Raw genomic sequence first — 26,529 nt, forward strand, 5'->3', positions numbered from 1 at the left:
GTGGCGTCAGATATAAGACGGGCGGTCGTTTTTCGGTTCAGCACCTAAAGTGGCTAATACCGTTTTGCCAATCTCACGGGCAGAAATAACTGCCTGACGGACTGCGCCAGAATCGCCGGAGATAACCAGAATCACTTCGTTACTAAAGCTGGTGCCCTGTGCGGGGGAGCTGTAAGCCACCACATCAACATTGGCGGATTTCACGGCGGTATCGGCCATCAAAACACCAATCGAAGCTGGTGCGCCGACGATCACGCCGCAAGAGCGGCCCAGTGGTGCGCCAAAAGCTTTTTCCAGGGCATGACTGGCGCGAGCGCTGTATTGCAGTTCAATGTGGCCAGCTTCATTGGCATAAACATCGCCGAATGTCCGGTCTAACTCTTTCAATGCCACTTCGACGGCGCGTTTTACGTCAGAAACATCATCACCGCCGAAGATAATTAGCGAGCCATGACCGGCACCGCCTTTGGTATCACGGGGTAATTCAATACTGACCACCTCGGTATTGGTGGCTTTTACTGCTTCATCAGCTGCCATGATGTGTGGGCCAGCGCCAGTACGTGCGCCCAAAATGCCAATCGAGCGATAGCGTTTTTCTAGCTTCATGGCGTCCAATAGGGCGCTATCGACGTTAGCGATCACCAGTCCGACTGTGTCGCCGATCGCGGTTCCAACAAATTCCGTTAAACTGCAAGTTTTCTCAGCCATAGCCGTACCTCGTTGTTTATAAGAGGGTTGTGCAGAAGACGCTGGGGCGTGCTCGCTGACTTTTGCTATCACCTGCGCCATGATTTGGTCGACCAGGTCATTGCTACTCATGGTTTATTTCCCTTAGGTAAATTGCCCTTTGGTAAAAAAGCTTCTACATCGGTATGGGGGCGTGGGATAACATGGGTAGATTTCACTTCGCCCACGTTAGCGGCGGCAATCGCGCCTGCATCAGTGGCGGCTTTAACGGCCCCCACGTCACCCCGGACGATAACGGTGACCAGGCCAGATCCAATTTTTTCATAGCCCACTAATGTCACATTGGCCGATTTCACCATGGTGTCAGCAGCTTCAATGGCTGCGGCCAACCCTTTGGTTTCCACCATTCCTAGTGCTTCTTGTTGCATATATACCTCGACGAATATCAGGTGCCCTTACCCGTCATACTTCAAGCTGCATGTGCGTTGGCTGCTTTCGTTCACCCGAATCACTTACCTGAGTAAGCTCATCGGGATTTACTCAATTGCCGCCTTCCTGCAACTCGAATTATTTAGGGTATTGCTTTGGCTTGAATTGCCATGTTCAAAAGTAATGTTGTTATATTCAGTAATAACGTTGTCAGGTTCGTGCTGAGACTGAATATACAAACAAGCAATGAAAAAGAATGGCTGTATTGAATTTACTGGCGGGAATGGTTAGCGATGAAATAACAAATTATTGTCACGAAATTATTTAACTGATTATTTTATAAGTCTATTTATTAATGGATAGGTGATAATAATTGGTTTTTGCATATTCATAATTACAATTAAGGTGATGACAATTGGTATTTTATTTGATAATCGCGCACACAATGAAAAGATGAAATATGGCTCATATTAAAGCAGGAAATGCGAGCTTGATTGCAATAACGGAAAGAATAAAAAGCAATAAAGTCACATTTTTTAATTAAATCATAAATTGCGTATTGACTGGGTTCCAAGAGGGTTCTGGCGTGGGTAATAGCAATAATTTGTTATAGAAACTCTATTTTTTGTTTAATTAATGGCGAATCACAACAACACTTTCATTTCCCGTCTCTTTATAGTGGTTGCGTCAAGGGCCGTGCAATACCATACCCGTCATACTTCGAGCTGCATATGCGTTGGCTGCTTTTGTTCACCCCAGTCACTTACTTATGTAAGCTCCTGGGGATTTACTCAATTGCCGCCTTCCTGCAACTCGAATTATTTAGGGTATATAACGTATTAATTTAACCGTAAGCAGGGTAACCCTATGAACGACTCGCTCAAAGCTCAATGTATGGCTGAATTTCTCGGCACCGGGCTATTTTTATTTTTTGGTATTAGTTGTTTGGCGGCGATGAAAGTGGCTGGTGCCAGTTTTGGTTTGTGGGAAATTTGTATTGTATGGGGGCTGGGGATTTCACTGGCGGTCTATCTAACCGCCGGGATTTCCGGTGCTCACCTCAACCCCGCCATCACTATTGCTCTCTGGCTGTTTGCTTGTTTCCCCGCGCGCAAAGTGATTCCTTACAGCATTGCACAGATTGCCGGTGCTTTTGGTGGCGCAGCGCTATCTTATATGTTGTATCACAACTTATTTACTGATTTTGAAACTGCCCATCAGATGGTGCGCGGTAGTCTGGAAAGCCTGCAATTAGCCAGTATTTTCAGTACTTTCCCTTCACCGGCTATCAGTGTATGGCAAGCTGCATTTGTTGAAATCATAATTACCTCGATATTGATGGGGCTGATTATGGCGCTGACGGATGATGGTAACGGAGTACCGCGCGGCGCATTAGGGCCGTTATTGATTGGTATTCTGGTGGCGGTGATAGGGGCTTCAACCGGGCCATTAACCGGTTTTGCCATGAACCCGGCCCGTGATTTTGGCCCTAAATTGTTTACCTTCTTTGCCGGTTGGGGAAAAATCTCGATGACCGGTGGTCGTGATATCCCTTATTTCATTATCCCGATTATCGCACCGATTATTGGGGCCTGCCTCGGCGCAGCGGTTTATCGCTTCTTCATTGGCAAAAACCTGCCGTGTAATACCTGCAAGTTAGAGGATGAGGAAGCCAGTATATAAATGAATGCCAGTTTCCTCATCTTGAAAGAGTGAAACGGGATGAGGAAATTTCGTGATCTATTCGGGCTAATGGGCTGATTATAGTCCCCTGTTGATTATGACTCTGGTAAAGTGAATTGGTATTTTTTTCATTTTACCAAAACATAAACCTTGATAGGGAAATAGGTTTCTACTGGGTAAATAGGAGTAAAATATAACAAAAAAATAACACATTAATCATTTCAGGGATGATATATGGCAACAAACAAAAAACTAATAACAATAAATTAACTGAGAGGTTTTATCATGATTTCTGCCAGTTCTCTAAACTCAGAGCTCATAAATAAAATCGCGCAGGATTTTGCTCAGGCAACTGGGCTGGCTGTGGTGGTGGTCAATATTCACGGCGAAGAAATTTCTGATCTCTTTAATTTCACGCCATTTTGTCAATTGATGCGACAAGACCCGGTGAATCATCTTCGTTGCCGCATGAGTGATCGTTGCGGTGGTTTGGAAGCCTCAAAATCCAATGAACCTTGTATTTATCGCTGCCACGCCGGGTTAACTGACTTCTCTATTCCGCTGGTTATTGCCGGTCATTTGGTAGGGTTTGTTTTATGCGGGCAGGTGCGGTTGCACTCAGATGTTTATCTTATTGATATTCTTAATGTTGATAATCATTGGCAGCAAGATCCGGCACTGATGGATGAATTCCACAATGTGCCCATTATCGATTTTTCGCGCGTGATTGCGTCGGCAGATTTATTAAAGCTGATTGTTGAAAATTGTCTCAAAAAACATCTCAACTTTGTGGTTATCAATGACAACATGGGCAGCAAAGAACCCGGCAGAATACGGCCGGTTCACCCCCATGACAGCAAAATGAAGAAAGCACTGCGTTATATTGATGCGCATTTATCGGAAGAATTGCGGCTGGAAGAAGTCGCGGCTAAGGTGTATCTCAGCCCTTACTATTTCAGCAAGTTGTTTAAAAAATATCACGGCATCGGCTTTAATGCCTGGGTCAATCAGCAACGGATGGCTAATGCCAGAGAGATGTTGCAGCACAGTGATTGGAGCATTGCTAGCATTGCTAAGAATCTAGGTTTTTCCCAGACCAGCTATTTCTGCAAAGTGTTCCGTCAGACCTACAATGTGACACCGCAGGTATTTCGCTCACTTTCTTCTGAACGCAGCAAGATGGAGTAACCATCATTGATTTAATATTATGCAATTTGGTCGTGCACTTGGGTTTTCTATTTAAATAAACAAACTAAAAATTAACTACTTAAAATAATTAATGACAATAATTTGCTATAGGCCAAGTGGACTTAAAACTTTGTAAGTTACTGTTTTTAATTTTAAATTACTCATGGTTTCGACAATAATTTGTTGTGGTGATGCAAAAAAATCCCTATCAAAAAATCAAATTCACCATTTTTTATGAACAGAAAAGAGTATATTAATTTTAAGAAATTCCATCAGACTAATAATGAATAAACACTCTGTTATAACAGTGTAAATAAAGAGATAAATGAGATAACGAAACAAGAAATTAAATAACAGAATCTACTGTAATTAGATAATTGTAGTTACTGAAATGGTTATGTCGTGTGCTTGTCCTCAAGACATGATTGGGAAGGGGGTGACAATCCCCCGCAGCCCCCGCTGCTGTGATGCTGACGAACCCGCTGAAACCACTGATCCACAGGATTGGGAAGGTAGCGGGGGAGGGTGACGCTAAGCCAGAAGACCAGCCAAATCAGTAAAAGAGTTTCAACTCCTTCGGTGGGAAGCGGGTTGTCATCAGATGCGCGCAGCGGTGACGTTGCGTAGATGCACCTTTTTGACACTGCATATCCCGCTTGAAATGGCGGGATTTTTTTATGCAATGCTCAGGCAAACAAGCATTTATCATCGCAGGAACCGGCAGCGGGTGCGGTAAAACCACCGTAACCTTGGGTATTTTGCGGGCGCTGATGGCGCGTGGATTGTCGGTGCAGCCGTTTAAGGTCGGGCCGGATTATCTGGATACTGGCTGGCATACCGCAGTCAGTGGCGTGACGTCGCGTAACCTCGATGCTTTTATGTTGCCGCCGGCCACCCTCAATGGGCTGTATAACCAACATATGCGCCATGCTGATGTCGCCGTGATTGAAGGTGTCATGGGGCTATATGACGGCTATGGCACTGACCCCGATTATTGCAGCAGTGCGGCGATGGCCAAGCAATTGGGCTGCCCGGTTATCTTGCTGGTGGATGGCAAAGCGGTGTCGACATCCGTGGCGGCGACGGTACTGGGCTTCTGTCAATTCGACCCTGACCTCACCATTGCTGGGGTGATTGTTAACCGCGTCAATTCAGAAAATCACTATCAACTTATTCGCCACGCTATTGAACACTATTGCGGAATTCCAGTTTTGGGCCGCTTGCCGGTCATGGACGATGTGGTTTTGCCATCGCGCCATTTAGGGCTGATTCCGGCACAGGAGCGAGCCGGTGGGCTATCCAAACAACCCGATAATTCGCCACGCTGGCAGCAGTTGGCCCAACAGGTCGAAGAGTTTATCAATCTTGACCGGTTACTGGCCCTGACCTCTTGCACTGAACTTCCGGTTGGAACCCCGCCGACATTACCACCTCAAGCTTTGGCCGACGGGCTGACACTGGCCTTAGCCGAAGATGAAGCTTTCAATTTTTATTACCCCGATAACCTTGATTTGCTGGAGCTGGCTGGAGTGCGTATCCAGCGCTTTAGTCCGCTGCATGACCGCAGCTTGCCTGATTGCCAGATGATTTATTTGGGCGGCGGTTATCCCGAGATTCACGCCAGTGCGCTGGCAGAAAATACCGCCATGCACACCGCATTACAGCAAGCTCATCGCCAGCAAATCCCTTTGTATGCCGAATGTGGTGGCTTGATGTATTTGGGTGACGGTCTTACCGATGACCGCGGGCAGCGCCATGGGATGGTGGGGATTTTGCCCGGTGAAAGCCGCATGGGGAAGCGCTTGACCCGCTTTGGTTACTGTCAGGCGCAAGCCCACAGTGACACATTATTAGCTGCGCAAGGCGAAATATTGCGCGGCCATGAGTTCCATTACTCCGATTTTACCAGCCCGCTGACACCCGTTTTTGATAGCAGTAAATGGCGCGACGGCGAGGTTATCCAGCGCTGGCACAGTGGCTATCAAGTGCAACGTACCCAAGCCAGCTATCTGCATATTCACTTTGCCCAACGCCCCGGTTTATTGAATGGCTGGCTGACCGCTGCCCGGAGTGTGCTATGACCCTCGCGGCGTGGTTTGTGGCTTTCCTATTGGACAATTGGCTCGGCGATCCGCCGCGTTGGCCGCATCCGGTGCGGTGGATTGGCAACTTGATTACCGGGCTGCAACGGAGGATTCGTGCTGTGTGTCATAGCGAGCTGGCCCTGAAATGGGGCGGTGCCCTGTTGTGGGTGTTGGTGGTGGGCATCACCTGGCTCGTCAGTTGGGGATTTTTATGGCTGATGACAGAGATTAACCCGTGGCTCGGCTGGCTGGCGCAAGTGTGGATGATTTACACCTTGCTGGCTGGGCGTTGTTTGAGTGACGCGGCATTGTTGGTCTTTGATGCGCTACAGCAGGGTTCTTTGGCACAAAGTCGCGAAAAACTGTCATGGATTGTCGGGCGCGATACTTCGCAGTTGGAGACGCCGCAAATGACCCGCGCAGTGGTAGAAACCGTGGCGGAGAACAGTGTCGATGGCGTGATTGCGCCGCTGTTTTTCCTGCTGTTAGGGGGCGCGCCGCTGGCAATGGCCTACAAAGCGGTCAATACCCTTGATTCGATGGTGGGCTATAAAACGCCGAAATACCGCGCGATGGGTTATGTCTCCGCCCGAATGGATGATTGGGCCAATTGGCTTCCCGCGCGCCTGAGCTGGCTGCTGCTCAGTGCCGCGGCCTGGCTGATCCAAGCTGATTATCGTCAGGCTCTGCGTATTGGCTGGCGCGATCGCTATCAGCATTCCAGCCCTAACTGTGCCTGGTCGGAAGCCACTGTAGCTGGGGCGCTGGGCATTCGTCTGGGCGGCCCGAATGATTACTTTGGTGAGCGGGTCGAGAAGCCGTGGATTGGTGATGACCGGCGCGAAGTCGCGCTGAGTGATATTCCGCGCAGCATCCATTTGATGATGATGGCGTCGCTATTGGCCCTGTTATTGTTCGCCCTGATCCACTTGCTGTTGGTCGGTATTTAATAAGGATAACCCCATGAACTATATGAAAAATCCGCAGGAAATAGAACAAAATAGCTTTGTCATTATTGGCGACATTATTGCCACTGAGCGGCCGGACTATCGTTTCGCCAGTGAGATGCACCAAGCGGTGATCAAGCGGGTTATCCACACCACAGCGGATTTTGACTGGCTGGATATTCTGCATTTCTCACCGGATGTGCTGGCCCACATTGCCGAGGGATTAGGCCGGGGATGCACGCTGTACACCGACACCACCATGGCGATGTCGGGTATTAACAAAACGCTGCTGAAGCAAATGGGATGCGAATGCCGCTGCTATATCAGTGACCCGCGAGTGGTGGAAACTGCGCCCGCGCAGGGCATTACCCGCTCAATGGCGGCGGTGGATGTGGCGCTGGAGGAACCGGGCGAAAAGTTGTTTGTGTTCGGCAATGCCCCGACCGCGTTATTCCGTTTATTAGAGCGGCAAGCTGCACCCGTGGCGGTCATCGGCGTGCCAGTGGGGTTTGTTGGCGCGGCAGAATCCAAAGAGGCGTTGGCCGAAAGTCATTTGCCGTGCATTGCTGCATTGGGGCGCAAAGGGGGCAGCAATGTGGCGGCGGCGATTATCAACGCCATCCTCTACCAGTTGCGAGGTGCGCAGTTGTGAAGGGAGAAGTGGCGAGGCGAGCTATGAGTGACGGTCGGGTCAGTGATGATATTGCGCGGCAAAACCAGCAATTAGACAGCATTTGGCATAACGGCAAGCAATACCGCAAAGGCTATACCACTGGCTCCTGTGCCACGGCGGCGGCCAAAGTAGCGGCGCTGATGGTGCTGCGGCAACAAGTGATTGACCAGATTTCCATTGTCACTCCGTCTGGCATCACCTTGTGTCTGAATGTCGAGCAGCCGCTAATTGAAGGCCAGCAAGCCACGGCGGCGATTCGCAAAGATGGTGGCGATGACGTCGATGCTACCCACGGCATGCTGATTTTTGCTCGTGTAACTCTCACTGAACAGGCTGAAATCACCTTGCGTGGCGGTGAGGGGGTTGGAACTGTCACCCGCAAAGGCATTGGTCTGCCGATCGGCAGCAGCGCCATTAATCGCACACCGCGCCAGACCATCGAGGCCGCCGTGCGCGAGGTTATTGGCCCGTTACGCGGTGCAGAAGTCGAAATCTTCGCGCCGGAAGGCGAGGAACGAGCGAAGAAAACCTACAACGGGCGGCTAGGGATTCTGGGCGGAATTTCCATCATCGGCACCACCGGCATTGTCACGCCGATGTCTGAAGAGAGCTGGAAACGTTCGTTGGCGTTGGAGTTAGAGATGAAACGGGCAGCCGGTGAGGATCGCGTCATTCTGGTGCCGGGTAATCACGGCGAGCGCTTTGTCCGCGACCATTTGGGGCTGGATAGCCAGCAGGTGGTCACGATGAGTAATTTTGTCGGCTATATGCTGCAAGAAACCGTGCGATTGGGATTCCGCCAGGTCTTGTTGGTCGGGCACCCCGGTAAGTTAGTCAAAGTGGCCGCCGGTATCTTCCACACTCACAGCCACATTGCCGATGGGCGCATGGAAACGCTGGTGGCGAATTTAGCATTAATGGGCGCGCCGCATGCGCTATTACTCGAAGTTAATCAGTGCGATACCACTGAGGCGGCAATGGAACTGATTGCTGAACAGGGGTGGCAGGGCGTGTATTCGCGTATCGCGGAGCGCATTTGTGAGCGTATTAGCGAAATGATGCGCTTCTCGGTTAATCCGCCCCAGTGCGATGCCATTTTATTCTCTTTTGATAATCAGGTGCTGGGTAGCAGCCGAGCACTGGATGAGATTGTGGAGGTATTTCGATGATAACTGTGGTGGGCATCGGCCCCGGTAATACTGATTATCTGACGCCAACAGCACAAAGAGCGATTGAGCATGCCGAGGTGCTGGTGGGGGGCAAACGCCATCTGGCGACATTTAGCTGCGGTATCAAAGAGTCGCGCTTGTTGGATGCCGACCTACTGGGGCTATTAGAGTGGCTGGATAACAATAAAAACCGCGCCATTGTGGTGTTGGCTTCGGGCGACCCTCTGCTATACGGCATCGGCAAATTGCTGGCGGCAAACTTCAGCGCCGAGGAATTGCATATCGTCCCCGGCATCAGCGCGATTCAATATCTGTGCGCCAAAGTGGCGTTGGACATGAATGACCTTTTCCTCACCAGCAGCCATGGTCGAGAACCCGATTTTGACTGGATCTTCCAGCACGACAAAGTGGCGATGGTGACCGACAACATTATTGGCCCACGGGCTATTGCGGATGCGCTCCAGCAACGCGGCCTCGCGCGCACCTTGATTATTGGTGAAAACCTTTCGCAACCCGACGAACGAATTCATCGCCTGCCCGTTGAGTGCGTGGCGGCGAGTTATAACATGAATGTGGTGGTGATCCTCAATGAAAGATGAGCTGTTTATTCGTGGGCAAAATACGCGCGGACAAAAAGTCCCGATGACCAAAGAAGCGGTGCGAGTGTTAGCGCTGGAGCGGCTGGATTTGTCGGATGCGACTCACCTGATTGATGTTGGCGCGGGTACCGGCAGCGTGGCATTGGAAGCGGCGTTGCGTTTCCCTCATTTACGCGTCACTGCCATTGAACGCAACCCGGCCGCCCTTGAGTTGATTAATGAAAACTGCCAGCGGCTAGGGTGCAGCAATGTGAACATCGTCGCCGGTGTAGCCCCTCTTCCTCTGCCCGATAAAGCCGATGCCATTTTTATTGGCGGCAGCGGCGGCCATTTAACTGATCTTATCGACTGGTCGCTGAAGACGCTTAACCCCGGTGGTCGTTTGGTTCTGACCTTTATTTTGCTCAATAACCTCAATGAGGCGCTAAGCCATTTACAGACCTGTGCCGTTAGTGAATTGGATTGTGTGCAATTGCAACTCTCCACTCTGACCCCTTTGGGTAGCGGGCACTATTTTAAGCCGAATAATCCTACTTATCTTATTTCCTGCCACATGGAGGCGAGCAATGTCCGAGCATCCTAATACCGTATCGACACCGGTTATCCCTACCTCTGCTATACCCTCCTGGGATACGCAAAAGGTCTGGTTTGTTGGTGCCGGGCCGGGTGACAAAGAGCTGATTACGCTAAAAGGCTACCGCTTGCTGCAACAGGCGCAGGTGGTCATTTATGCCGGGTCGCTTATTAATACCGAGCTGTTGGCGTATTGCTCCCCCCAAGCGGAATGTCACGACAGTGCGGGCTTGAATCTGGAGCAAATCATCACCCTGATGGTGGATGGTGTGCGCGCGGGCAAGTTGGTAGTGCGGTTGCAAACCGGGGATCTCTCTTTGTACGGTTCTATTCGTGAACAGGGAGAAGTGCTGGGCGAGCACGGCATAGGCTTTGTTTCCGTACCGGGCGTCAGTGCTTTCTTGGGGGCCGCTGCTCAACTGGGGGTGGAATATACCGTGCCGGAAGTGGCGCAGAGCTTGATTATCACCCGTATTGAGGGGCGCACCCCGATGCCACCCTTGGAGCAACTGGAAGCTTTCGCCGCTCACCAAACCTCAATGGCGATTTTCTTGTCGGTACAAGAAATGGACAGAGTTGCCGAGCGCTTAATCGCCGGTGGCTATCCTGCCAATACGCCGGTTGCAGTGGTGTACAAAGCCACTTGGGCTGAAAGTCGCACGGTACGCGGCACGCTGGCAGATATCGCCGAGTTGGTGCGGACAGCAGCCATTCATAAAACGGCGCTGATTTTGGTGGGGGCGTTCCTCGGCGATGAATACCACTATTCCAAACTGTATGACGCGGGGTTTAGCCATGAATATCGTCAAGCCTGAATCAATCGCGGTATTTTGTCTGACCCCCGGCGGAGTGCGGCTGGCACGGCGCTTGCAGACCCACTTACCGCTGACTTGTTTTACCAGTGACAAGCTATTGGAAGCGGGTTTTTTGCCCTTCAACGGCAGCTTTGGCGATACCCTGCGCGAGGCATTCAAGCAATATTCAGCGCTGGTGGTGGTGGGGGCAATTGGCCTGACAGTGCGCGTTATTGCACCGCTGGTGAATGACAAAATGACCGATCCTGCGGTGGTGGTGATTGATGAGCGCGGGCAACACGTCGTCAGTTTGCTGTCGGGTCATGTGGGTGGGGCGAATACCTTAACCCGCTATTTGGCAGGAATTTTGGGGGCCGATCCGGTGATAACCACCGCCACGGATGTTAACGAAATGGCGGCGCTGGACACACTGGCGACCCAATTGGATGCTGAAATGCAGGATTTCCGCCACGCGGTCAAAGTGGTCAATCAAATGTTGGTGAGCAGCCAAAAAGTCGGGCTGTGGTGGGATGCACCGCTGTTGGCGGAGCGGGATCGCTGCGACACGCGAGGGTTCGTGCCGGTTGACTCTTTGGATCAATTGCCCGCGCTGGATGCATTGGTGTGCATCACGCTGCGCGATATTTTGCCGCTGCCCGCCGAGCAACTCGCCGCCTTACCGGTTTATAAGCTGGTGCCGCGCCGGGTGGTAGCAGGGATTGGTTGCCGCCGCGCGACCTCGCTGCAAACACTGGTTGAATTACTGCAACAGCAAATGGCTGAAAATCACTTCGATATCATGGCATTGAGAGCCATCGGCAGTGTCACTATCAAAAAAGATGAGCCGGCGCTGCATCAGTTGGCGAAATGCTGGCGGGTGCCTTTCGAACTGTTCAGTGTCGGCGAACTGAGCCGCCACGAGCAACGTTTTCCTGCTTCTGATTTTGTCCGCCAAACGGTGGGTGTCGGCAGCGTTTCACAACCGGTCGCCTGGCTGATGAGCGACGGTAAATTGGTTGGCAATACTCTGCGCCAGCAGGGCGTCACCATCACTCTGGGAGTATCGCATTAATGTTAACCGTGATTGGCATCGGGCCGGGCAGTGAATCAATGATGACACCGGAGGCTATCGCCGCTATCCGCGAGGCGGAAATTATTGTCGGCTACAAAACCTATACCCATCTGGTCAAGTCCATGACCCTGGATAAGCAAGTGATCAAAACGGGTATGTGTAAAGAAATTGAGCGCTGTCAGGCGGCGATTGATCTGGCACTGGCCGGTCATAAGGTGGCGCTGATCAGCAGCGGTGACGCCGGTATTTACGGTATGGCGGGCTTGGTGTTGGAACTGGTCACCCAGCAACAGTTGGATTTGGAAGTGCGACTGGTCGCCGGTATCACCGCCAGTATTGCAGCCGCCTCTTTACTCGGCGCGCCGCTGATGCATGACTTTTGTCATATCAGTCTGAGTGATTTGATGACGCCGTGGGCCGTGATTGAAAAACGCATTATCGCGGCGGCGCAGGCGGATTTTGTTATTTGTTTCTATAACCCGCGCAGCCGTGGCCGCGAAGGGCATTTGGCGCGGGCGTTTGAGCTGATGCAGCCGTGGAAGAAAGCCGCAACACCGGTGGGTGTGGTGAAAGCAGCGGGGCGCAAAAAACAGGAAAAATGGCTCACTACATTAGGTGACATGGATTACGAGCCGGTGGACATGACCAGTTTGGTGATTGTTGGCAATCAGGCCACTTATTGCCGTAACGGGCTAATGATTACCCCCCGGGGTTATTCATTATGACCAAGGGCTATCCGCCTATCCATATTTTCGGTGGAACCAGTGATGCACGGCTGATTTGTCAATTGCTGGATGAAGCTGGCGAGCGCTACAGCCTGTCGGTCGCCACTGATGCAGGTAAACAACTGGCGGGTGATATTGGTGGCGAGATATTGGTCGGGCGGATGGATGCGGCGGAAATGGCCGATTTTCTTATCAATCGGCAAGTGCGGTGGGTGGTCGATGCTTCACATCCCTACGCCGACCTGCTCAGTGACAATGTCGCCGCCGCCTGCGGGCAATCTAAAGTGGCGCTGACACGTTATCAGCGCCCGAGTGAAATTGCAGCGCTCAATCACCCACTGCTCTACAAAGTCGACAGTGCAGCGGCAGCTTGTGCTGTGGCGCAAGACTTGGGGCCTCGAGTGTTATTGACCACGGGCAGCAAACAGTTGGCGGAGTATCAACAGGGGCTGACCGGTAAAACCCTATTAGCGCGAGTGTTACCGACGGCGGCAGTGTTGAGTCAATGTGAGGCTCTGGGGCTGGGGGTGGACAATATTATTGCGCTGCGCGGGCCATTTAGCGCGCAATTCAATCACGCGCTGTATGAGTTTTGTCAGCCTGATGTGGTCATCACCAAGGAGTCTGGCGCGCAAGGTGGCTATCAAGAAAAAGTGGCTCCCTGTCTGGCCCTGAATATTCCCTGCATTGTGGTGCGCCGCCCGGCCGCCGTGGTGTTGGGCAGTTTTGGGCAACAAGTGACTTCATTGGATGAATTCACCCAACATCTGATGCACTGGCAGCAATCTGACCCACTGGCAAGAACAACGAGGACAATAAAATGAAAAAAGCACTGTTGGTGATCAGTTTCGGCACCAGTTATGAACACACCCGGCAAAAGAATATTGATGCTTGCGAGCAGCAATTAGCGGCGGCTTACAGTGATCGCGATGTGTTCCGCGCATTCACCTCAGAAATGATCATTCGCAAGCTACGCAAACGCGATGGCTTGCAGATCAATAATCCGCGAGAAGCGCTGAAACAACTGGCTGAGCAAGGTTATCAAGATGTCGCCATCCAATCATTGCATGTGATTAATGGTGATGAATACGAAAAAATCACCAATGAAGTGCGCAGTTTTAACGACTCTTTTCGTCATCTGGTGCTTGGTACGCCGCTGTTGAGCAGTTTTGCCGATTACCAGCAATTGCTGGTGGCGCTGCAAGCGCAAATGCCCCCACTGGCGGTGGATGAGCGGGTGGTATTTATGGGCCACGGAGCCAGTCACTATGCTTTCTCAGCTTATGCCTGTCTTGACCATTTAATGACCTCGCTGAACTTCCCTGCCTTGGTTGGTGCGGTTGAAAGTTACCCGGAAATCAGCCACATCATTACCCGCTTACAGCAACAGGGGGTGCGCAAAGTGCACTTAATGCCATTGATGCTGGTGGCGGGCGATCACGCCATCAATGACATGGCTTCTGACGAGCCAGATTCATGGCGCACACAACTGGAGTCCGCCGGTATCAGTGCTCAGTCATGGTTGCAAGGATTGGGGGAAAACCCATTGATTCGCCAGATGTTTGTCGGGCATTTGGGCCTCGCTTTACAGCAAAAACAACAGGAGGCAGCGTAATGAGCGGCAGACTTTATGCATTGGGCGTCGGCCCCGGAGCCAGTGATTTAATCACGGTGCGGGCCTCCCGGTTGATAGCCAAACTGGATGTGCTGTATGCCCCGGCGGGGCGCAAAGGCGGCGACAGTCTGGCGCTGTCCATTGTGCGCGAATATTTATCGCCAAATACTGAAATTCGCACCTGCCATTTCCCGATGAGTGCGGATAACAATGAAAAACAAGCGGTCTGGGATGAAGTGGCGCAGCAGTTACAGGCGGAAGTCGCCAAAGGCCGTCAGGTGGGCTTTATCACCCTCGGCGATGCCATGTTATTCAGCACCTGGGTATTTTTGCTAGAGCGTATTGGTCGGCCAGATTGGTTGGAAATTGTGCCGGGTGTAACTTCTTTTGCTGCCATTGCCGCCCGCGCTGCATTGCCATTGGCGATGGAGCAACAATCGCTGGCGATTATGTCTTGCACCGCCCCAGAAGCAGCGCTGGAGCGCGCGCTGCAAGACCACGACTGCGTGGTGCTGATGAAAGTCTATGGCCGCTTTGCGCAAATTCAGGCGCTATTGGGCCGGCTCAATCTGTTCCCACACGCGCTGTTGATGTCAGAAGCCTCATTGCCGGGAGAAGTGTGCTGGCGGCAGTTGGATAGTATTGCCGCTGATCAGCCATTGCCCTATTTCTCGACCATTTTAGTGAATAAGCAGCAGAGAGTTATTTAAAAACAAATGATTATCTGATTCTACTTAGATGCTCAACGTGATGGGAGTCACTCATGGAAATGGAAAAAGAGTTAAAAAAACTTTCGTACACCGGGGTTGTTATGGCAATCCTGCTAACGATGGCCCCGAATGATGTTTTCGCCATGCACATCATGGAAGGTTTTTTACCGCCGATGTGGGCGCTGGCCTGGTGGGTGTTGTTCCTGCCGTGCTTGTTTATGGGGTTGGTGCGCTTAAAGCAGATTGTCTCCGAAGACAGCAATCAAAAAGTGCTGCTGGCGCTGTGCGGGGCGTTTATTTTCGTGTTATCGGCGCTGAAAATCCCATCAGTGACCGGCAGTTGTTCACATCCGACCGGTGTCGGGCTGGCGGTTATTCTGTTCGGGCCGGTGGTGGTGGCGGTACTGGGGGCCATTGTGCTGCTGTTCCAGGCGTTATTACTGGCGCACGGCGGTTTGACGACTTTAGGCGCTAACGGCATGTCAATGGCGGTTATTGGGCCGGTAGTGGGTTACATGGTATGGAAACTGGCCTGTAAAGCGGGGTTGCGCCGTGATGTCGGGGTGTTCCTTTGCGCCATGCAGGCGGATTTAACCACTTACTTTGTCACCTCGGTGCAGCTTGGTTTGGCCTTCCCTGACCCGCAATTTGGTGTCAGCGGTTCGATTATCAAATTTATGGGTGTGTTCTGCATTACCCAGATCCCGATTGCCATTGCTGAAGGTTTATTGACGGTGATGATTTATGACCAATTAACCAAACGGCAGTTAATTCCCGCAGGGAGTCACTAACATGAAAAAGACACTTATTTTGCTGGCGATGGTTATCGCGCTGGTCATATTGCCATTCTTTATTGATCACGGCGGCGAATTCGGCGGCTCAGACGGTGAAGCTGAAGCCCTGATCCAGGTGACGGCTCCTGATTATCAGCCGTGGTTCACGCCGCTGTATGAACCGGCCAGTGGTGAAATCGAAAGTCTGCTGTTCACCTTACAAGGTTCTATTGGCGCGGCGGTGATCTTTTATATCTTGGGCTATTACCGGGGGAAACGCGGTGAGCATGCTGGGGATTGATAAACTAAGTTATCAAAGCCGCTGGCGACAGGCCGACCCAATGGGAAAACTGGTGCTATATGCCGTTTTCCTCTTGTTGGCAATGCTTAGCCCGCCGATGTATCAGGCGCTGTTATTGGTGTTTATCGCCGGGCTGACATGTTATCTGCTGCGAGTGGGGCCGCGCCGCTATTTGCGCTGGCTGGCAATACCACTTTCTTTCCTGTTGGTGGGATTGGTGATCATTGTGCTATCCCTCTCGCGCCAACCGGAGAGTTTGTGGTGGGGCGTACAGGTCGGTCATTGGTGGTTTGGGCTGGATAGAGTCGGTTTAACCACCGCCAATCAAACCCTGTGGCGCAGTTTGGCGGCATTGGCAGCCACCTTCTGGTTTGTGCTGAATACGCCTTTCCCACAGCTTATTCAGATACTTAAGCGCTGTCATGCGCCGCGTTTGTTGACCGAGCAAATTCTGCTGACCTGGCGTTTTATCTTTATTCTGATTGAAGAGGCGGCCGCGATTCAACAGGCGCAGTCTTTGCGATTTGGTTATATCTCATTGCGTACCGGCTACCACTCGCTAGCAATGTTGGTTGGTATGCTATTTACCCGCGTGATGATTCGCTATCAGCAGATGGTCATCTCGCTGGATATGAAACTCTATCAGGGCGATTTCCACCTGTAAGGCAGAATGTAATGTTAGCCACCCGGCAGCTAGGTTTCAGCTATCAAGATGAGCAGGTATTGCATGACCTGACACTGGATTTCAGTCAGCATGCGGTCACCGGTGTCTTGGGGGCCAATGGTTGTGGTAAATCCACGTTATTTATGAATCTGACCGGTATTCTGCAACCCCAGCAAGGTGCGGTATTGTGGCAAGGCGAGCCGCTTAATTATAAGAAAGCTAGCTTACGTGAATTGCGCCAGCGAGTGACGACGGTATTTCAAGACCCAGAGCAGCAGATTTTTTATACTGATATTGACAGCGACATCGCGTTCAGCCTGCGTAATTTGGGCATGCCAGAAGATATTATTGCCCAGCGGGTTGACCGGGCATTGACCTTGGTTGATGCACAGGGATTTCGCCATAAATCTATCCAACATTTGAGTCATGGGCAGAAAAAACGGGTGGCCATTGCTGGTGCGTTGGTGATGGAGGCGGAATATCTGTTGCTGGATGAACCCACCGCAGGGCTAGACCCGGCAGGGCGGCAGCACATGATTACTCTCATTGAGCGTATTGTTGCAGAGGGAAAACGGGTTATTCTCTCCAGCCATGATATTGATTTGATTTATAAGGTTTGTGATTACCTTTATGTCTTATCCCATGGCCACCTGATGATTGCCGGTGAAACCACCGAGGTATTCCTGCAACAAGATAAACTACAAGCCGCTGGGCTGGTTCAGCCGTGGTTGGTCAAAATGCACACTGAGCTGGGTTTGCCGCTGTGTAAAACGGAAGAACAACTTTTTGCGCTGATGCGTCAGCGGGAAACGGAGGAAGTGCGATGAGTCGCCCAGTGATGAATTTATCGATAATGGTGCAAGGCACCGCCTCTGACGTCGGTAAAAGTGTATTAGTGGCAGGGTTATGCCGCATTTTTATGCAAGATGGCTATCGCTGTGCGCCGTTTAAATCGCAGAATATGGCGCTCAATTCGGGCATTACACCGCAAGGTGAAGAGATGGGGCGGGCGCAGATTTTTCAGGCCGAAGCCGCTGGAATAGCGCCGGATGTCCGCATGAACCCGGTGTTGCTCAAGCCCACCAGTGACCGCAAGGCACAAGTGGTTTTAATGGGCAAAGTGGCCTGCAATATGGATGCGGTGGAATATCATCAATACAAGCCGCAATTACAACAGCAAATCAGCGAGGTTTACCACAGTCTGGCGCGCGAATATGACGTCATGGTGCTGGAAGGGGCGGGCAGCCCGGCGGAAATTAATCTGCGCGACCGTGATATCGTCAATATGGGTATGGCTGAAATGGCCGATGCGCCAGTATTGCTGGTGGCCGATATTGATCGCGGCGGTGTTTTTGCGGCTATTTATGGCACTTTGGCCTTGCTGCATCCACATGAAAAAGCGCGAGTCAAAGGGGTGATAATCAATAAGTTTCGCGGTGATATCGCGCTGCTGACTTCCGGCCTGGAACAGATTGAAGCCCTGACAAATGTCCCGGTGTTGGGGGTGATGCCGTGGTTAGATATTGATTTGGAAGATGAAGATGGTGTCGCGCTACAAAAGGGTAAATATCAGGATACGGCAGAAAAGGCACTGGATATTGCGGTAATCCGCTTGCCACATATCGCCAACTTTACCGATTTTAATGCACTGGCCGCTCAGCCCGATGTGCGCCTGCGCTATGTTTCGCAGTTGTCTGCGTTGGGCCAGCCAGACCTGATTATCCTGCCCGGCAGCAAGAATACGCTGGGGGATTTGCAATGGTTGCACCACAGCGGGCTAGCGGCGGCGTTATTGGCGCAACATCAGCATAATGTGCCAGTGATAGGGATTTGCGGCGGTTATCAAATGCTCGGGAAACGCATTATTGACGGCGTGGAGTCGGGTCTTGAGCAGATGGATGGCTTGGGGTTATTGGATGTAGAAACTGAGTTCGCGCCAGAGAAAGTGACCACGCGAGTGAGTGGCTATTGCCAAACTAACCTGCCGGGAATACTAGAAAATTGCGCTGATCACTCACTTGAAGGCTATGAAATCCACATGGGTGTTTCCTTGTTGGGCAGCGGCGCGACCCCTTTTGCGCGCTTAACCTTACGCAATGGGCAAGCCGAGCAGTGGGGGGATGGCGCGGTGAATTCTGAGGGCAGCGTATTGGGCAGCTATATCCACGGGCTGTTTGACAGCCACCATTTTACCCGCGCGTTATTGGATAGCTTGCGCCAACGCAAAGGGCTGACCGCCTTCGACGGCGTGACAGTGAATTATGCTGAACATAAACAACAACAGTTCGATATTCTGGCATCAAGCATGCGGGAAAATATTGATATAGATAGAATTATTAAACTAATGGCAGCACATCAACAGGAGCGCGTGCAGTGATTTTAATTACCGGCGGAGCGCGCAGTGGCAAGAGTTCATTAGCCGAACGTTTGGCAGCGCAAGCTGCCGATCGCGTGTTTTACATTGCCACCTCGGTGGTGACGGATGCGGAAATGGCCGAGCGGGTTGCATTACATCGCGCCAGCCGCCCAGCACACTGGCGAACTTGGGAAGGTTATCAGGATTTGGGTGCGGTACTGGAGCAGCAGGTCGAACCCGGCGAAGCTGTGATGTTGGAATGCATTACCACACTTATCACCAATTTATTGTTTGAGCTGGCGGGCGATACGCCGCCGGAGCAGATGGATTTTGCGGCGCTTGAAGTGAATATTCAGCAGCAAATGACTGAGTTGCTGGCCGCTTGCACCCGTAGCCATGCACCCATTTATTTGGTCACCAATGAATTGGGCATGGGGATAGTGCCGGAAAACCGGCTGGCGCGGCATTTCCGCGACATCGCTGGCAGAGTTAACCAGCGCCTGGCCGCCGCCGCTGATGAGGTGTATTTAGTGGTGTCGGGCATCGAGGTAAAGATTAAATGAGCCTGCGTTTATTTCTCGCAACATTGCAGTTTATGACCCGCATTCCAGTGCCAGAGCGCTGGACTCAAGGGCTGGCGATGGATAACTATGAGCGCGGAATTATTGGTTTCCCCCTCATTGGCCTGATTGTCGGGGTGCTCGGCGCGATAGTTTTTAGCGTGCTGTCACCTTGGTGTGGCATACCACTGGCGGCTTTGGGGTATGTGTTGGCGCTGGCGCTCATTACCGGTGCTTTTCATCTCGACGGGCTGGCCGACACCTGTGATGGGGTATTTTCTGCCCGCAAACGCGAACAAATGTTGGAGATCATGCGCGATAGCCGCCTCGGCACCAATGGCGGTTTGGCGCTGATATTTATCGTGGTGGCAAAAGTGCTGGTGGTCAGTGAGCTGGCCCTGCGCGATGCGCCTATGCTAATGATGCTCACCGCGGCTTCAGTGGTCGGGCGCACGGTGATTGTGCTGCTGATGTATCGCCAGCGCTATGCCCGTGAAGGCAACGGGTTGGGCAATATTTATATCGGCAAAGTTACGGGGAAACAAACGGCCGTCACATTGGTGGCTGGCGCGATATTAACCCTGTTACTCGGCAAAGGTGCGGCGCTATTAGCGCTGGTGATCAGCATGATGGTGGTGCTGTTATTGGCCGCTTATCTGCACCGCCGTTTAGGTGGGCAAACCGGTGACACGCTGGGCGCGGCGGCTGAAGTAGGCGAGTTGGTATTCTTACTGGCGCTGCTATGACATTGCCGATTTCTGGGAACTCTTAATGAGCCATTCTATGCGACTTTTTCTAGTGCGCCATGGGCAAACTGAAGCTAATTTACGCGGTGTTTTTTGCGGGCTGACCGATGTGCCGTTAACCCCATTGGGGGTAGAGCAGGCCGGTAATGTCGCGGGTTGGTTGGCGGAGGTGGAGTTTGCTCACGCTGCTAGCAGCCAATTGCTGCGCGCCCGCCATACCGCCGATATCGTGCTGGCGGGGCATTCACTCAATGCGGAAGTTGATAATAAATCAGTTGATAACAAATCAGTTGATGACCAATTAAATGAAATGAATTTCGGTGAATGGGAAATGCGCCATCATCATGATTTACAACATGAAGATCCTGATGCGTGGGCGGCATGGGTAGCTGACTGGCAACAGGCCAGCCCCACCGGTGGGGAGTCTTTTCCACAATTTTCAACCCGAATAGAAAGTGTGGTTCAGTCACTGCTTTCAACCAAAGATAGCGAAAAAAATCAGTTAGTGGTGGCCCATCAAGGGGTCTTAAGCTTGATGCTGGCGCGCTTATTGGCTATGCCAGCGGTCGCCATGTGGCATTTTCATTTTGAGCAAGGGGCATACAGCGTGTTGGAAATCCATGATGGATTTGTCACTCTGCGTGCGTTCAACAGCCGGGCTGTTTGGCAGCCCGCAACACGAGGTTAAAGGCATGCAAACACTTTCATCCATTCTGCGCAGGATTGGGCCGTTGGATAGTAGGGCGATGAGCCGAGCAAAAGTGCGGCTAGATGGCCTGCTCAAACCCTGCGGCAGCTTAGGCCGTTTGGAGCAATTGGCTATCCAATTGGCAGGAATGCGCGGTTTATACGGCCATCAAGTTGATCGCAAGCAAATCATTGTCATGGCGGCCGACCATGGGGTTTTCGATGAGGGAGTGGCTATCTCACCGCGGGCCGTGACGATGATTCAGGCATTGAATATGGTGAAAGGCGTAACCGGTGTTTGCGTGTTGGCGACTAACGCGGGTGCGGAAGTGAAGATAGTGGATGTGGGCATCGATAGCGATACACTCCCCGGCGTGATCGATATGAAAGTGGCGCGTGGCAGTGGCAATATTGCACGTGAAACGGCCATGACTCGCCAACAGGCCGAAGAGTTACTGGTTGCCAGCGCCACGTTAGCATTACAGCAGGCGGCGGACGGAGTGAAAGTGTTTGGCGTCGGTGAGCTGGGTATAGCGAATACCACCCCCGCAGCGGCGATGGTTAGTGTGTTTACCGACAGCGACCCACAATTAGTGGTAGGCATCGGCGCGAACTTCCCCAGCGAGCAATTACATCACAAAATCGCCGTAGTGCGGCGCGCGATTGAAACCAATCAACCGGACGCCAATGATGGTATTGATGTACTGGCGAAAGTGGGGGGGTTTGATCTGGTGGGCATGACCGGGGTGATGTTAGGCGCGGCGGCGGCGGGTTTGCCGGTAGTGCTGGATGGTTTTCTCTCCTATGCTTCCGCATTGGCAGCTTGCCGTATCGAACCCAAAGTGCGTGATTACCTGATTCCGTCTCATTTGTCGGCCGAAAAAGGCGCGGTTATTGCTCTAAATCATTTGCAATTGGAACCTTATTTACAAATGGACATGCGGTTAGGCGAGGGCAGCGGCGCAGCGCTTGCTATGCATTTAGTGGATGCGGCCTGTGCGATGTATAACAATATGGGTTCGTTGGCGGAGAGTAATATCGAATTGCCCGCGCCCCCGTCGCCCTAAACATTGCAGGGGTGTTAGCTATATCTATCTGAAAATCCAATGGCTTTGAATCATTCGGGTGGTTTTTTAGTCATTGGGTGATCAGATAATGTTAGTATCAAAAACATAATGCAGGTTAAGCAGTAAAATAATTGGATATAATGCATGCAGAAGCTTCTTTTTTCCGGCCGTATCAATTTAAAAATGATTCGCTATTTTTTAGTCGTTTCAGAAGAATTGCACTTCGGAAAAGCCGCTGAACGCCTACATATCTCTCAGCCGCCACTCAGTTTACAAATTAAAGAATTAGAAGATGCCTTAGGATTCCCTTTGTTTATACGGGATAGCCGCAATGTTGTATTAACCCTTGCTGGCGAAATGATGCAGGCTGAAATGAAAGAAGTTTTCGAGAATATTGAAAATTCATTAAGCCGTGTCTCTTATATTGCTCGCCATGAACAAAGCCACCTTAATATCGGTATCATTGGTTCAGCTCTTTGGCATCAGCTATTAGAGAAGTTTAAGAACTTCAATACACTTAATCCTAATACCACGTGGTCTTTGCATGAATTCCCGCCGAGTAAGCAGTATGAAGCATTATTAAATAAGAAACTTGATATCGGATTTTGGCGCTGTGCTGATTTGGAACAGAATCCTGCGCTAGTCTATCAGCGGGTCGAAAAGCAACGCGTAGCGGTGGCGGTATCTCATGAGAGTGAACTGGCCGAGAGTGAAATACTTTCTCTAAAAGACTTATCGGGTCAGAACTTAATCTTTCTCACCTTTACTAACTCCGGTTACTCAAAAAATATATATAATAGCTGCCTTAGTGCTGGCTGTAAGCCGCGGACTATTTACCAATTTGATGAGCCACAAACCCAATTGGCTTTTGTAAACAGCAATCTGGGTATCGCCTTAGTTCCTGAAAGCATGCAGGAAATTCCTTGGCCAAATATTAAATTTATCCCACTGAAAGAAAATCTCTCTGCCGATTTGTTTGCCGTTTATCATCCTGGCGCGATGACTCAGGCATTAGAGCGGCTGCTTGAGTTATTTTAAATGCGGGCTGAGTCAATATCACTTAGCCTTGACTAAAATAGCCATCGCGATAATGACTAAAACGGCTCCAACGGCTATCTCCTGCCAATTTATTACCTGTCCTAACATCACATTTGTCGCAATAACTGACAGCGGAATCAGATACACATAACCGGAGACTTTGGCTGGAGACAGCACAATACAGGCTTTTTGGAACAAAAAGAAACTTAATGCGGTAGCAAAAGTGGCAAGGTAAAAAACGCCACTCCAGGTTATTACGCTGATATTGCGCCATTCAATCTTAGGAAGTTGATAAACAACGATCGCTGTCAATAATAACGTGGCACAAATTAAACTCCAGCCAGTCAAAACCAGTGCGGGTTCACCTCGATGTAATTTTTTCACCACGATAGGATTCAGTGCCATACCCAGGCAACCAAATAGAAATAGATAATCAGATGGAATTAATGACAATTGCAATAACTGGGACAAGTCGCCTTTAAAAATGATGAGTAATGCCCCCAAAATACCCATTAATAAAGCTGTAAATACTGACCATGTGGATCTTGCTTTCAGTAATACCCCGCTCATTATCATGCTCATTAAGGGCACAGTGGTGTATAACGCACTTGAATTTAATGCACTGGTCGTCTGAAGTGAAAATATCATACAAGCAAAATAGAGCAGCGGTGGCAGGCTAATGAGAGTATAGCGGCCTACGTCGCGATAGTTAGGTCGCTTTAGTAAACCCTGGCTTACCAGCAAAACAATAAAAAGCAGGCTGGCGATGGCATATCTCAGCCAAGTAATAACCATGGGCGGTAATGCATTACTGATGGTTGCGCTGGCAATAAAAGAACCGCCGAGTAGCGCGGTAAATCCCAGCATTTGTAAATGTGCTTTAAGTATCCTGGTTGTCATGTCTATCCCTATTACCATCTTGTGATCGACGATAATTACGTGGAAACAGACACTGAACCATTACCTTTTAAGTATCGATAAGCAGGTTTTTAGTATTGGTTACGTCATAACCCACTACGATAGATTACCTATGTCTCTACAATATTTATTATTTAACATGCTTATTTGATAGACATTAAATGAAAATAATTAAGGGTTATTATTATGACAACAGTAAATTCAAATATTGATGCTGATTTCAGTGAATTACCATTTCAAGCTGTCGATGTTATTCAGAAAATAAAACCCGGATTTAAGCCCCGAATTGCATTTATTTTAGGTTCAGGACTCGGTGATTTAGTCGCCCAAATTAGCAATGAAACCACCATTAGCTACGCTGATATCCCCGGTTTCCCCGTAAGCTCAGTTCACGGTCATGCCGGTGAATTAGTTTTAGGCACCCTATTTGGTGTTCCTGTGATGTGCATGAAAGGCCGTGGCCACTTTTACGAAGGTAAGGGCATGAGTATCATGACCAACCCAGTGCGCACATTTAAACTCATGGGTTGCGAATTCCTTTTCTGTACTAATGCTGCCGGTTCATTACGGCCAGAAGTATTACCAGGTTCAGTGGTGATGCTGAAAGATCATATTAATACCATGCCGGGCACGCCACTGGTTGGGCCTAATGACGATCGTTTTGGTCCACGTTTCTTTAGTCTGGCGAATGCCTATGATAAAGATTTGCGCGCCGATATGGCTAATATTGCCCAACAACTTGATATTCCTCTGACCGAGGGGGTGTTTGTCTCTTATCCTGGCCCCTGTTTTGAAACGCCAGCTGAAATTCGCATGATGCAAATTATTGGCGGTGACGTAGTGGGCATGTCTGTGGTGCCAGAGGTTTTGTCTGCAGCACACTGTGGTTTGAAAGTGATTGCATTGACCGCGATTACTAACTTGGCTGAAGGCCTTTCCGATGTGGTTCTATCCCATGAACAAACCTTAAAATGTGCAAAATTAGCGTCAGTTAACTTCACCAAACTGATTGAAGCTTTCTTGAAAAGCAAAGCACAAAGCTGATCGACAAACTCTAACCCTTTCGTATTTGGTGTTACCGCTCATAACCGCGCAATTTCAAGTACGAAAGGATATCTCTGAAGAGGGAAGTCCCCTACAAACTCAATAAGCAAAAATAACTCCCTCGACACGTTAGTATCACGGAGAATAAAAATGATAATAAAAAAACGGCTTAAAGTTATGTTCTTTTTGCAGTTTTTCATCTGGGGAGCTTGGTTAGTGACACTGGGCGCTTACATGATGAATACGCTGAATTTTACCGGTTCACAAGTCGGTTTGGTCTATGGGGCCAAGGGAATTGCCTGTATTTTAATGCCGAGTATTATTGGTATCATTGCTGACCGTTGGATAAAAGCCAATATTCTCTATGCTTGTTGCCATCTATTGGGGGCAATTGCATTGCTGATTGCGGCGAATATCACAGACCCTAATTTTATGTTCTTTGTTATGCTGTTCAATGCGATGGTTTATATGCCGACGATTGCATTAGCTAACACCATTTCTTATATTTGTTTAGAAAAAGCCGGGTTGGATACAATTAAAGATTTCCCGCCAGTGCGCGTTTTTGGCACCATTGGTTTTATTTTTGCCATGTGGGCGATCAGTTTGTCCGGGTTTGAATTGAGCAATATTCAGCTTTATATTGCTTCAGGTGCTGCATTGATATTAGCGATGTACGCTCTTTCGTTACCCAACTGTCCAACCTCTAATATTAAAAAAGACCGCACGTGGGTTAATATTTTAGGGCTTGATGCTTTCGTATTATTTAAACAGAAGAAGATGGCCATTTTCTTCCTGTTTGCTATGTTGCTGGGTGCCTCATTACAAATTAGTCATACTTTCAGCAGTCCATTCCTGCATGATTTTGCAAAAAATCCGATTTATCACGACAGTCTGGTAGTTCAATACCCATCAATTTTATTATCGATGGCACAAATCGCCGAAGTATTTTTCATTCTCACCATTCCGTTCTTCTTATCTCGCTTTGGTATTAAGCGCGTGATGATGGTCAGTATGATTGCCTGGACTCTACGTTTCACCTTGTTTGCCTATGGTGACCCGTCTGCCACTGGCATCTTTTTATTACTGTTATCCATGGTGGTATATGGTTGTGCCTTTGACTTCTTTAATATTTCTGGTGCAATTTATGTCGAGAAAGAAGTCGATCATAATATCAGAGGCAGCGCACAAGGCTTATTTATGACGATGGTCAATGGCGTCGGAGCTTATGTCGGCGCGATAGCCAGTGGGCATGTGGTTGATTATTTTACCGTCAATGGTGTAAAGGATTGGAATAGTATTTGGTTATCTTTTGCCGCGTATACTGTTGTTCTGGTGATTATTTTTGTTTTTGCTTTCCAATATAAACATGACCCAGTTGAGTTTAAAGAACGGCAGTTATCACATTGATTATTATGATTTTAAGTGGC

29 protein-coding genes and 1 riboswitch are annotated in these 26,529 nt (G+C 50.0%); of the genes, 26 read left to right on the forward strand and 3 right to left on the reverse strand.

What is annotated here, in order from left to right:
* Window positions 1-6 precede the first annotated feature (6 nt).
* Both pduB and pduA read right to left on the reverse strand, forming a co-directional pair.
* Window positions 7-819 (reverse strand): propanediol utilization microcompartment protein PduB, encoded by an 813-nt coding sequence (pduB, locus tag OP863_RS07665; protein WP_038634127.1) that lies wholly within the window; start codon window positions 817-819, stop codon window positions 7-9.
* Window positions 816-1,115 carry a propanediol utilization microcompartment protein PduA gene (gene pduA, locus OP863_RS07670; RefSeq protein ID WP_038634124.1) on the reverse strand — a complete coding sequence of 100 codons (300 nt, stop codon included), beginning with the start codon at window positions 1,113-1,115 and terminating at the stop codon, window positions 816-818. Before pduA ends, pduB begins: the two co-directional genes overlap by 4 nt.
* An 868-nt stretch (window positions 1,116-1,983) precedes the next feature.
* Between pduA and pduF the strand changes: the two genes are divergently transcribed.
* The 24 genes from pduF (at window position 1,984) to OP863_RS07790 (ending at window position 23,140) form a co-directional block, all read left to right on the forward strand.
* Window positions 1,984-2,799 carry a propanediol diffusion facilitator PduF gene (gene pduF, locus OP863_RS07675; protein ID WP_038634121.1) on the forward strand — a complete coding sequence of 272 codons (816 nt, stop codon included), beginning with the start codon at window positions 1,984-1,986 and terminating at the stop codon, window positions 2,797-2,799.
* Between the two features lie 285 nt (window positions 2,800-3,084).
* Complete coding sequence (pocR, locus tag OP863_RS07680; protein WP_050291650.1) at window positions 3,085-3,987, forward strand: transcriptional regulator PocR; 903 nt, start codon at window positions 3,085-3,087, stop codon at window positions 3,985-3,987.
* Between the two features lie 388 nt (window positions 3,988-4,375).
* Window positions 4,376-4,555, forward strand: a riboswitch (cobalamin riboswitch).
* A gap of 109 nt (window positions 4,556-4,664) precedes the next feature.
* A complete protein-coding gene (locus OP863_RS07685; RefSeq protein ID WP_265526059.1) occupies window positions 4,665-6,068 on the forward strand; it encodes a cobyrinate a,c-diamide synthase in 1,404 nt (467 codons plus the stop codon).
* A complete protein-coding gene (cbiB, locus tag OP863_RS07690; protein WP_145588577.1) occupies window positions 6,065-7,021 on the forward strand; it encodes an adenosylcobinamide-phosphate synthase CbiB in 957 nt (318 codons plus the stop codon). The genes OP863_RS07685 and cbiB overlap by 4 nt, the downstream gene beginning before the upstream one ends.
* Window positions 7,022-7,034: 13 nt before the next feature.
* The gene (locus OP863_RS07695; RefSeq protein WP_265526061.1) at window positions 7,035-7,670 is read left to right on the forward strand and encodes a cobalt-precorrin-8 methylmutase; all 636 of its coding nucleotides are present in this window, start codon (window positions 7,035-7,037) and stop codon (window positions 7,668-7,670) included.
* Between the two features lie 23 nt (window positions 7,671-7,693).
* Complete coding sequence (cbiD, locus tag OP863_RS07700; protein WP_145588573.1) at window positions 7,694-8,860, forward strand: cobalt-precorrin-5B (C(1))-methyltransferase CbiD; 1,167 nt, start codon at window positions 7,694-7,696, stop codon at window positions 8,858-8,860.
* Complete coding sequence (locus OP863_RS07705) at window positions 8,857-9,459, forward strand: cobalt-precorrin-7 (C(5))-methyltransferase (protein WP_265526063.1); 603 nt, start codon at window positions 8,857-8,859, stop codon at window positions 9,457-9,459. The genes cbiD and OP863_RS07705 overlap by 4 nt, the downstream gene beginning before the upstream one ends.
* Window positions 9,449-10,042 carry a decarboxylating cobalt-precorrin-6B (C(15))-methyltransferase gene (locus OP863_RS07710; RefSeq protein ID WP_050291651.1) on the forward strand — a complete coding sequence of 198 codons (594 nt, stop codon included), beginning with the start codon at window positions 9,449-9,451 and terminating at the stop codon, window positions 10,040-10,042. Before OP863_RS07705 ends, OP863_RS07710 begins: the two co-directional genes overlap by 11 nt.
* Window positions 10,026-10,847, forward strand: coding sequence for a cobalt-precorrin-4 methyltransferase (locus OP863_RS07715; RefSeq protein WP_145588567.1), 822 nt, complete (start codon window positions 10,026-10,028; stop codon window positions 10,845-10,847). Before OP863_RS07710 ends, OP863_RS07715 begins: the two co-directional genes overlap by 17 nt.
* Window positions 10,828-11,898, forward strand: coding sequence for a cobalt-precorrin 5A hydrolase (gene cbiG, locus OP863_RS07720; RefSeq protein ID WP_145591397.1), 1,071 nt, complete (start codon window positions 10,828-10,830; stop codon window positions 11,896-11,898). The genes OP863_RS07715 and cbiG overlap by 20 nt, the downstream gene beginning before the upstream one ends.
* Entirely contained in the window at window positions 11,898-12,623 is a 726-nt protein-coding gene (locus OP863_RS07725; protein WP_050291653.1) for a precorrin-3B C(17)-methyltransferase, read from the forward strand. The genes cbiG and OP863_RS07725 overlap by 1 nt, the downstream gene beginning before the upstream one ends.
* On the forward strand, window positions 12,620-13,447 hold the full coding sequence (locus tag OP863_RS07730; RefSeq protein WP_145540284.1) for a cobalt-precorrin-6A reductase: 828 nt from the start codon (window positions 12,620-12,622) through the stop codon (window positions 13,445-13,447). Before OP863_RS07725 ends, OP863_RS07730 begins: the two co-directional genes overlap by 4 nt.
* Window positions 13,444-14,238, forward strand: coding sequence for a sirohydrochlorin cobaltochelatase (cbiK, locus tag OP863_RS07735; RefSeq protein WP_038634086.1), 795 nt, complete (start codon window positions 13,444-13,446; stop codon window positions 14,236-14,238). The genes OP863_RS07730 and cbiK overlap by 4 nt, the downstream gene beginning before the upstream one ends.
* Window positions 14,238-14,948, forward strand: coding sequence for a cobalt-factor II C(20)-methyltransferase (locus tag OP863_RS07740; RefSeq protein WP_038634083.1), 711 nt, complete (start codon window positions 14,238-14,240; stop codon window positions 14,946-14,948). The genes cbiK and OP863_RS07740 overlap by 1 nt, the downstream gene beginning before the upstream one ends.
* A gap of 53 nt (window positions 14,949-15,001) precedes the next feature.
* The gene (gene cbiM / locus OP863_RS07745; protein ID WP_265526064.1) at window positions 15,002-15,739 is read left to right on the forward strand and encodes a cobalt ECF transporter S component CbiM; all 738 of its coding nucleotides are present in this window, start codon (window positions 15,002-15,004) and stop codon (window positions 15,737-15,739) included.
* 1 nt (window position 15,740) lies between these two features.
* Complete coding sequence (locus OP863_RS07750; RefSeq protein WP_038634077.1) at window positions 15,741-16,022, forward strand: energy-coupling factor ABC transporter substrate-binding protein; 282 nt, start codon at window positions 15,741-15,743, stop codon at window positions 16,020-16,022.
* On the forward strand, window positions 16,009-16,686 hold the full coding sequence (locus tag OP863_RS07755) for an energy-coupling factor ABC transporter transmembrane protein (RefSeq protein WP_265526065.1): 678 nt from the start codon (window positions 16,009-16,011) through the stop codon (window positions 16,684-16,686). Before OP863_RS07750 ends, OP863_RS07755 begins: the two co-directional genes overlap by 14 nt.
* Window positions 16,687-16,697: 11 nt before the next feature.
* Complete coding sequence (locus OP863_RS07760; RefSeq protein ID WP_145588559.1) at window positions 16,698-17,513, forward strand: ATP-binding cassette domain-containing protein; 816 nt, start codon at window positions 16,698-16,700, stop codon at window positions 17,511-17,513.
* Window positions 17,514-17,524: 11 nt separating this feature from the next.
* The gene (locus OP863_RS07765; RefSeq protein ID WP_145591404.1) at window positions 17,525-19,063 is read left to right on the forward strand and encodes a cobyric acid synthase; all 1,539 of its coding nucleotides are present in this window, start codon (window positions 17,525-17,527) and stop codon (window positions 19,061-19,063) included.
* Window positions 19,060-19,605 carry a bifunctional adenosylcobinamide kinase/adenosylcobinamide-phosphate guanylyltransferase gene (cobU, locus tag OP863_RS07770; RefSeq protein ID WP_038634069.1) on the forward strand — a complete coding sequence of 182 codons (546 nt, stop codon included), beginning with the start codon at window positions 19,060-19,062 and terminating at the stop codon, window positions 19,603-19,605. Before OP863_RS07765 ends, cobU begins: the two co-directional genes overlap by 4 nt.
* On the forward strand, window positions 19,602-20,348 hold the full coding sequence (cobS, locus tag OP863_RS07775) for an adenosylcobinamide-GDP ribazoletransferase (RefSeq protein WP_265526066.1): 747 nt from the start codon (window positions 19,602-19,604) through the stop codon (window positions 20,346-20,348). The genes cobU and cobS overlap by 4 nt, the downstream gene beginning before the upstream one ends.
* Window positions 20,349-20,385: 37 nt before the next feature.
* Entirely contained in the window at window positions 20,386-21,036 is a 651-nt protein-coding gene (locus tag OP863_RS07780; RefSeq protein WP_265526068.1) for an adenosylcobalamin/alpha-ribazole phosphatase, read from the forward strand.
* 4 nt (window positions 21,037-21,040) lie between these two features.
* Window positions 21,041-22,102 (forward strand): nicotinate-nucleotide--dimethylbenzimidazole phosphoribosyltransferase, encoded by a 1,062-nt coding sequence (cobT, locus tag OP863_RS07785; protein ID WP_265526243.1) that lies wholly within the window; start codon window positions 21,041-21,043, stop codon window positions 22,100-22,102.
* Between the two features lie 144 nt (window positions 22,103-22,246).
* Window positions 22,247-23,140 (forward strand): LysR family transcriptional regulator, encoded by an 894-nt coding sequence (locus OP863_RS07790; protein WP_145588551.1) that lies wholly within the window; start codon window positions 22,247-22,249, stop codon window positions 23,138-23,140.
* An 18-nt stretch (window positions 23,141-23,158) separates the two neighbouring features.
* Here OP863_RS07790 and OP863_RS07795 read toward each other — a convergent pair whose 3' ends face one another.
* Window positions 23,159-24,007 (reverse strand): DMT family transporter, encoded by an 849-nt coding sequence (locus OP863_RS07795; RefSeq protein ID WP_265526245.1) that lies wholly within the window; start codon window positions 24,005-24,007, stop codon window positions 23,159-23,161.
* Window positions 24,008-24,244: 237 nt separating this feature from the next.
* Between OP863_RS07795 and xapA the strand changes: the two genes are divergently transcribed.
* On the forward strand, window positions 24,245-25,102 hold the full coding sequence (gene xapA / locus OP863_RS07800; protein WP_145588547.1) for a xanthosine phosphorylase: 858 nt from the start codon (window positions 24,245-24,247) through the stop codon (window positions 25,100-25,102).
* 150 nt (window positions 25,103-25,252) lie between these two features.
* Entirely contained in the window at window positions 25,253-26,509 is a 1,257-nt protein-coding gene (locus OP863_RS07805; RefSeq protein ID WP_265526069.1) for a nucleoside permease, read from the forward strand.
* The last annotated feature ends 20 nt before the right edge of the window (window positions 26,510-26,529 follow it).

The sequence above is a fragment of the Yersinia sp. SCPM-O-B-9106 (C-191) genome, from assembly GCF_026183365.1.
Classification (GTDB): domain Bacteria; phylum Pseudomonadota; class Gammaproteobacteria; order Enterobacterales; family Enterobacteriaceae; genus Yersinia; species Yersinia rochesterensis.

Coding starts and splice junctions, on each gene's coding strand:
- OP863_RS07805 (WP_265526069.1), top strand. CDS start 25,253: ATGATAATAAAAAAACGGCTTAAAGTTATGTTCTTTTTGCAGTTTTTC.
- OP863_RS07705 (WP_265526063.1), top strand. CDS start 8,857: ATGATAACTGTGGTGGGCATCGGCCCCGGTAATACTGATTATCTGACG.
- pduB (WP_038634127.1), bottom strand. CDS start 819: ATGAGTAGCAATGACCTGGTCGACCAAATCATGGCGCAGGTGATAGCA.
- OP863_RS07685 (WP_265526059.1), top strand. CDS start 4,665: ATGCAATGCTCAGGCAAACAAGCATTTATCATCGCAGGAACCGGCAGC.
- pduA (WP_038634124.1), bottom strand. CDS start 1,115: ATGCAACAAGAAGCACTAGGAATGGTGGAAACCAAAGGGTTGGCCGCA.
- OP863_RS07780 (WP_265526068.1), top strand. CDS start 20,386: ATGCGACTTTTTCTAGTGCGCCATGGGCAAACTGAAGCTAATTTACGC.
- OP863_RS07795 (WP_265526245.1), bottom strand. CDS start 24,007: ATGCTGGGATTTACCGCGCTACTCGGCGGTTCTTTTATTGCCAGCGCA.
- OP863_RS07715 (WP_145588567.1), top strand. CDS start 10,026: ATGTCCGAGCATCCTAATACCGTATCGACACCGGTTATCCCTACCTCT.
- OP863_RS07730 (WP_145540284.1), top strand. CDS start 12,620: ATGACCAAGGGCTATCCGCCTATCCATATTTTCGGTGGAACCAGTGAT.
- cbiM (WP_265526064.1), top strand. CDS start 15,002: ATGGAAATGGAAAAAGAGTTAAAAAAACTTTCGTACACCGGGGTTGTT.
- OP863_RS07740 (WP_038634083.1), top strand. CDS start 14,238: ATGAGCGGCAGACTTTATGCATTGGGCGTCGGCCCCGGAGCCAGTGAT.
- cobS (WP_265526066.1), top strand. CDS start 19,602: ATGAGCCTGCGTTTATTTCTCGCAACATTGCAGTTTATGACCCGCATT.
- OP863_RS07725 (WP_050291653.1), top strand. CDS start 11,898: ATGTTAACCGTGATTGGCATCGGGCCGGGCAGTGAATCAATGATGACA.
- cbiB (WP_145588577.1), top strand. CDS start 6,065: ATGACCCTCGCGGCGTGGTTTGTGGCTTTCCTATTGGACAATTGGCTC.
- OP863_RS07710 (WP_050291651.1), top strand. CDS start 9,449: ATGAAAGATGAGCTGTTTATTCGTGGGCAAAATACGCGCGGACAAAAA.
- xapA (WP_145588547.1), top strand. CDS start 24,245: ATGACAACAGTAAATTCAAATATTGATGCTGATTTCAGTGAATTACCA.
- OP863_RS07790 (WP_145588551.1), top strand. CDS start 22,247: ATGCAGAAGCTTCTTTTTTCCGGCCGTATCAATTTAAAAATGATTCGC.
- pduF (WP_038634121.1), top strand. CDS start 1,984: ATGAACGACTCGCTCAAAGCTCAATGTATGGCTGAATTTCTCGGCACC.
- OP863_RS07765 (WP_145591404.1), top strand. CDS start 17,525: ATGAATTTATCGATAATGGTGCAAGGCACCGCCTCTGACGTCGGTAAA.
- cobT (WP_265526243.1), top strand. CDS start 21,041: ATGCAAACACTTTCATCCATTCTGCGCAGGATTGGGCCGTTGGATAGT.
- OP863_RS07750 (WP_038634077.1), top strand. CDS start 15,741: ATGAAAAAGACACTTATTTTGCTGGCGATGGTTATCGCGCTGGTCATA.
- cbiG (WP_145591397.1), top strand. CDS start 10,828: ATGAATATCGTCAAGCCTGAATCAATCGCGGTATTTTGTCTGACCCCC.
- cbiD (WP_145588573.1), top strand. CDS start 7,694: ATGAGTGACGGTCGGGTCAGTGATGATATTGCGCGGCAAAACCAGCAA.
- pocR (WP_050291650.1), top strand. CDS start 3,085: ATGATTTCTGCCAGTTCTCTAAACTCAGAGCTCATAAATAAAATCGCG.
- OP863_RS07760 (WP_145588559.1), top strand. CDS start 16,698: ATGTTAGCCACCCGGCAGCTAGGTTTCAGCTATCAAGATGAGCAGGTA.
- cbiK (WP_038634086.1), top strand. CDS start 13,444: ATGAAAAAAGCACTGTTGGTGATCAGTTTCGGCACCAGTTATGAACAC.
- OP863_RS07695 (WP_265526061.1), top strand. CDS start 7,035: ATGAACTATATGAAAAATCCGCAGGAAATAGAACAAAATAGCTTTGTC.
- OP863_RS07755 (WP_265526065.1), top strand. CDS start 16,009: ATGCTGGGGATTGATAAACTAAGTTATCAAAGCCGCTGGCGACAGGCC.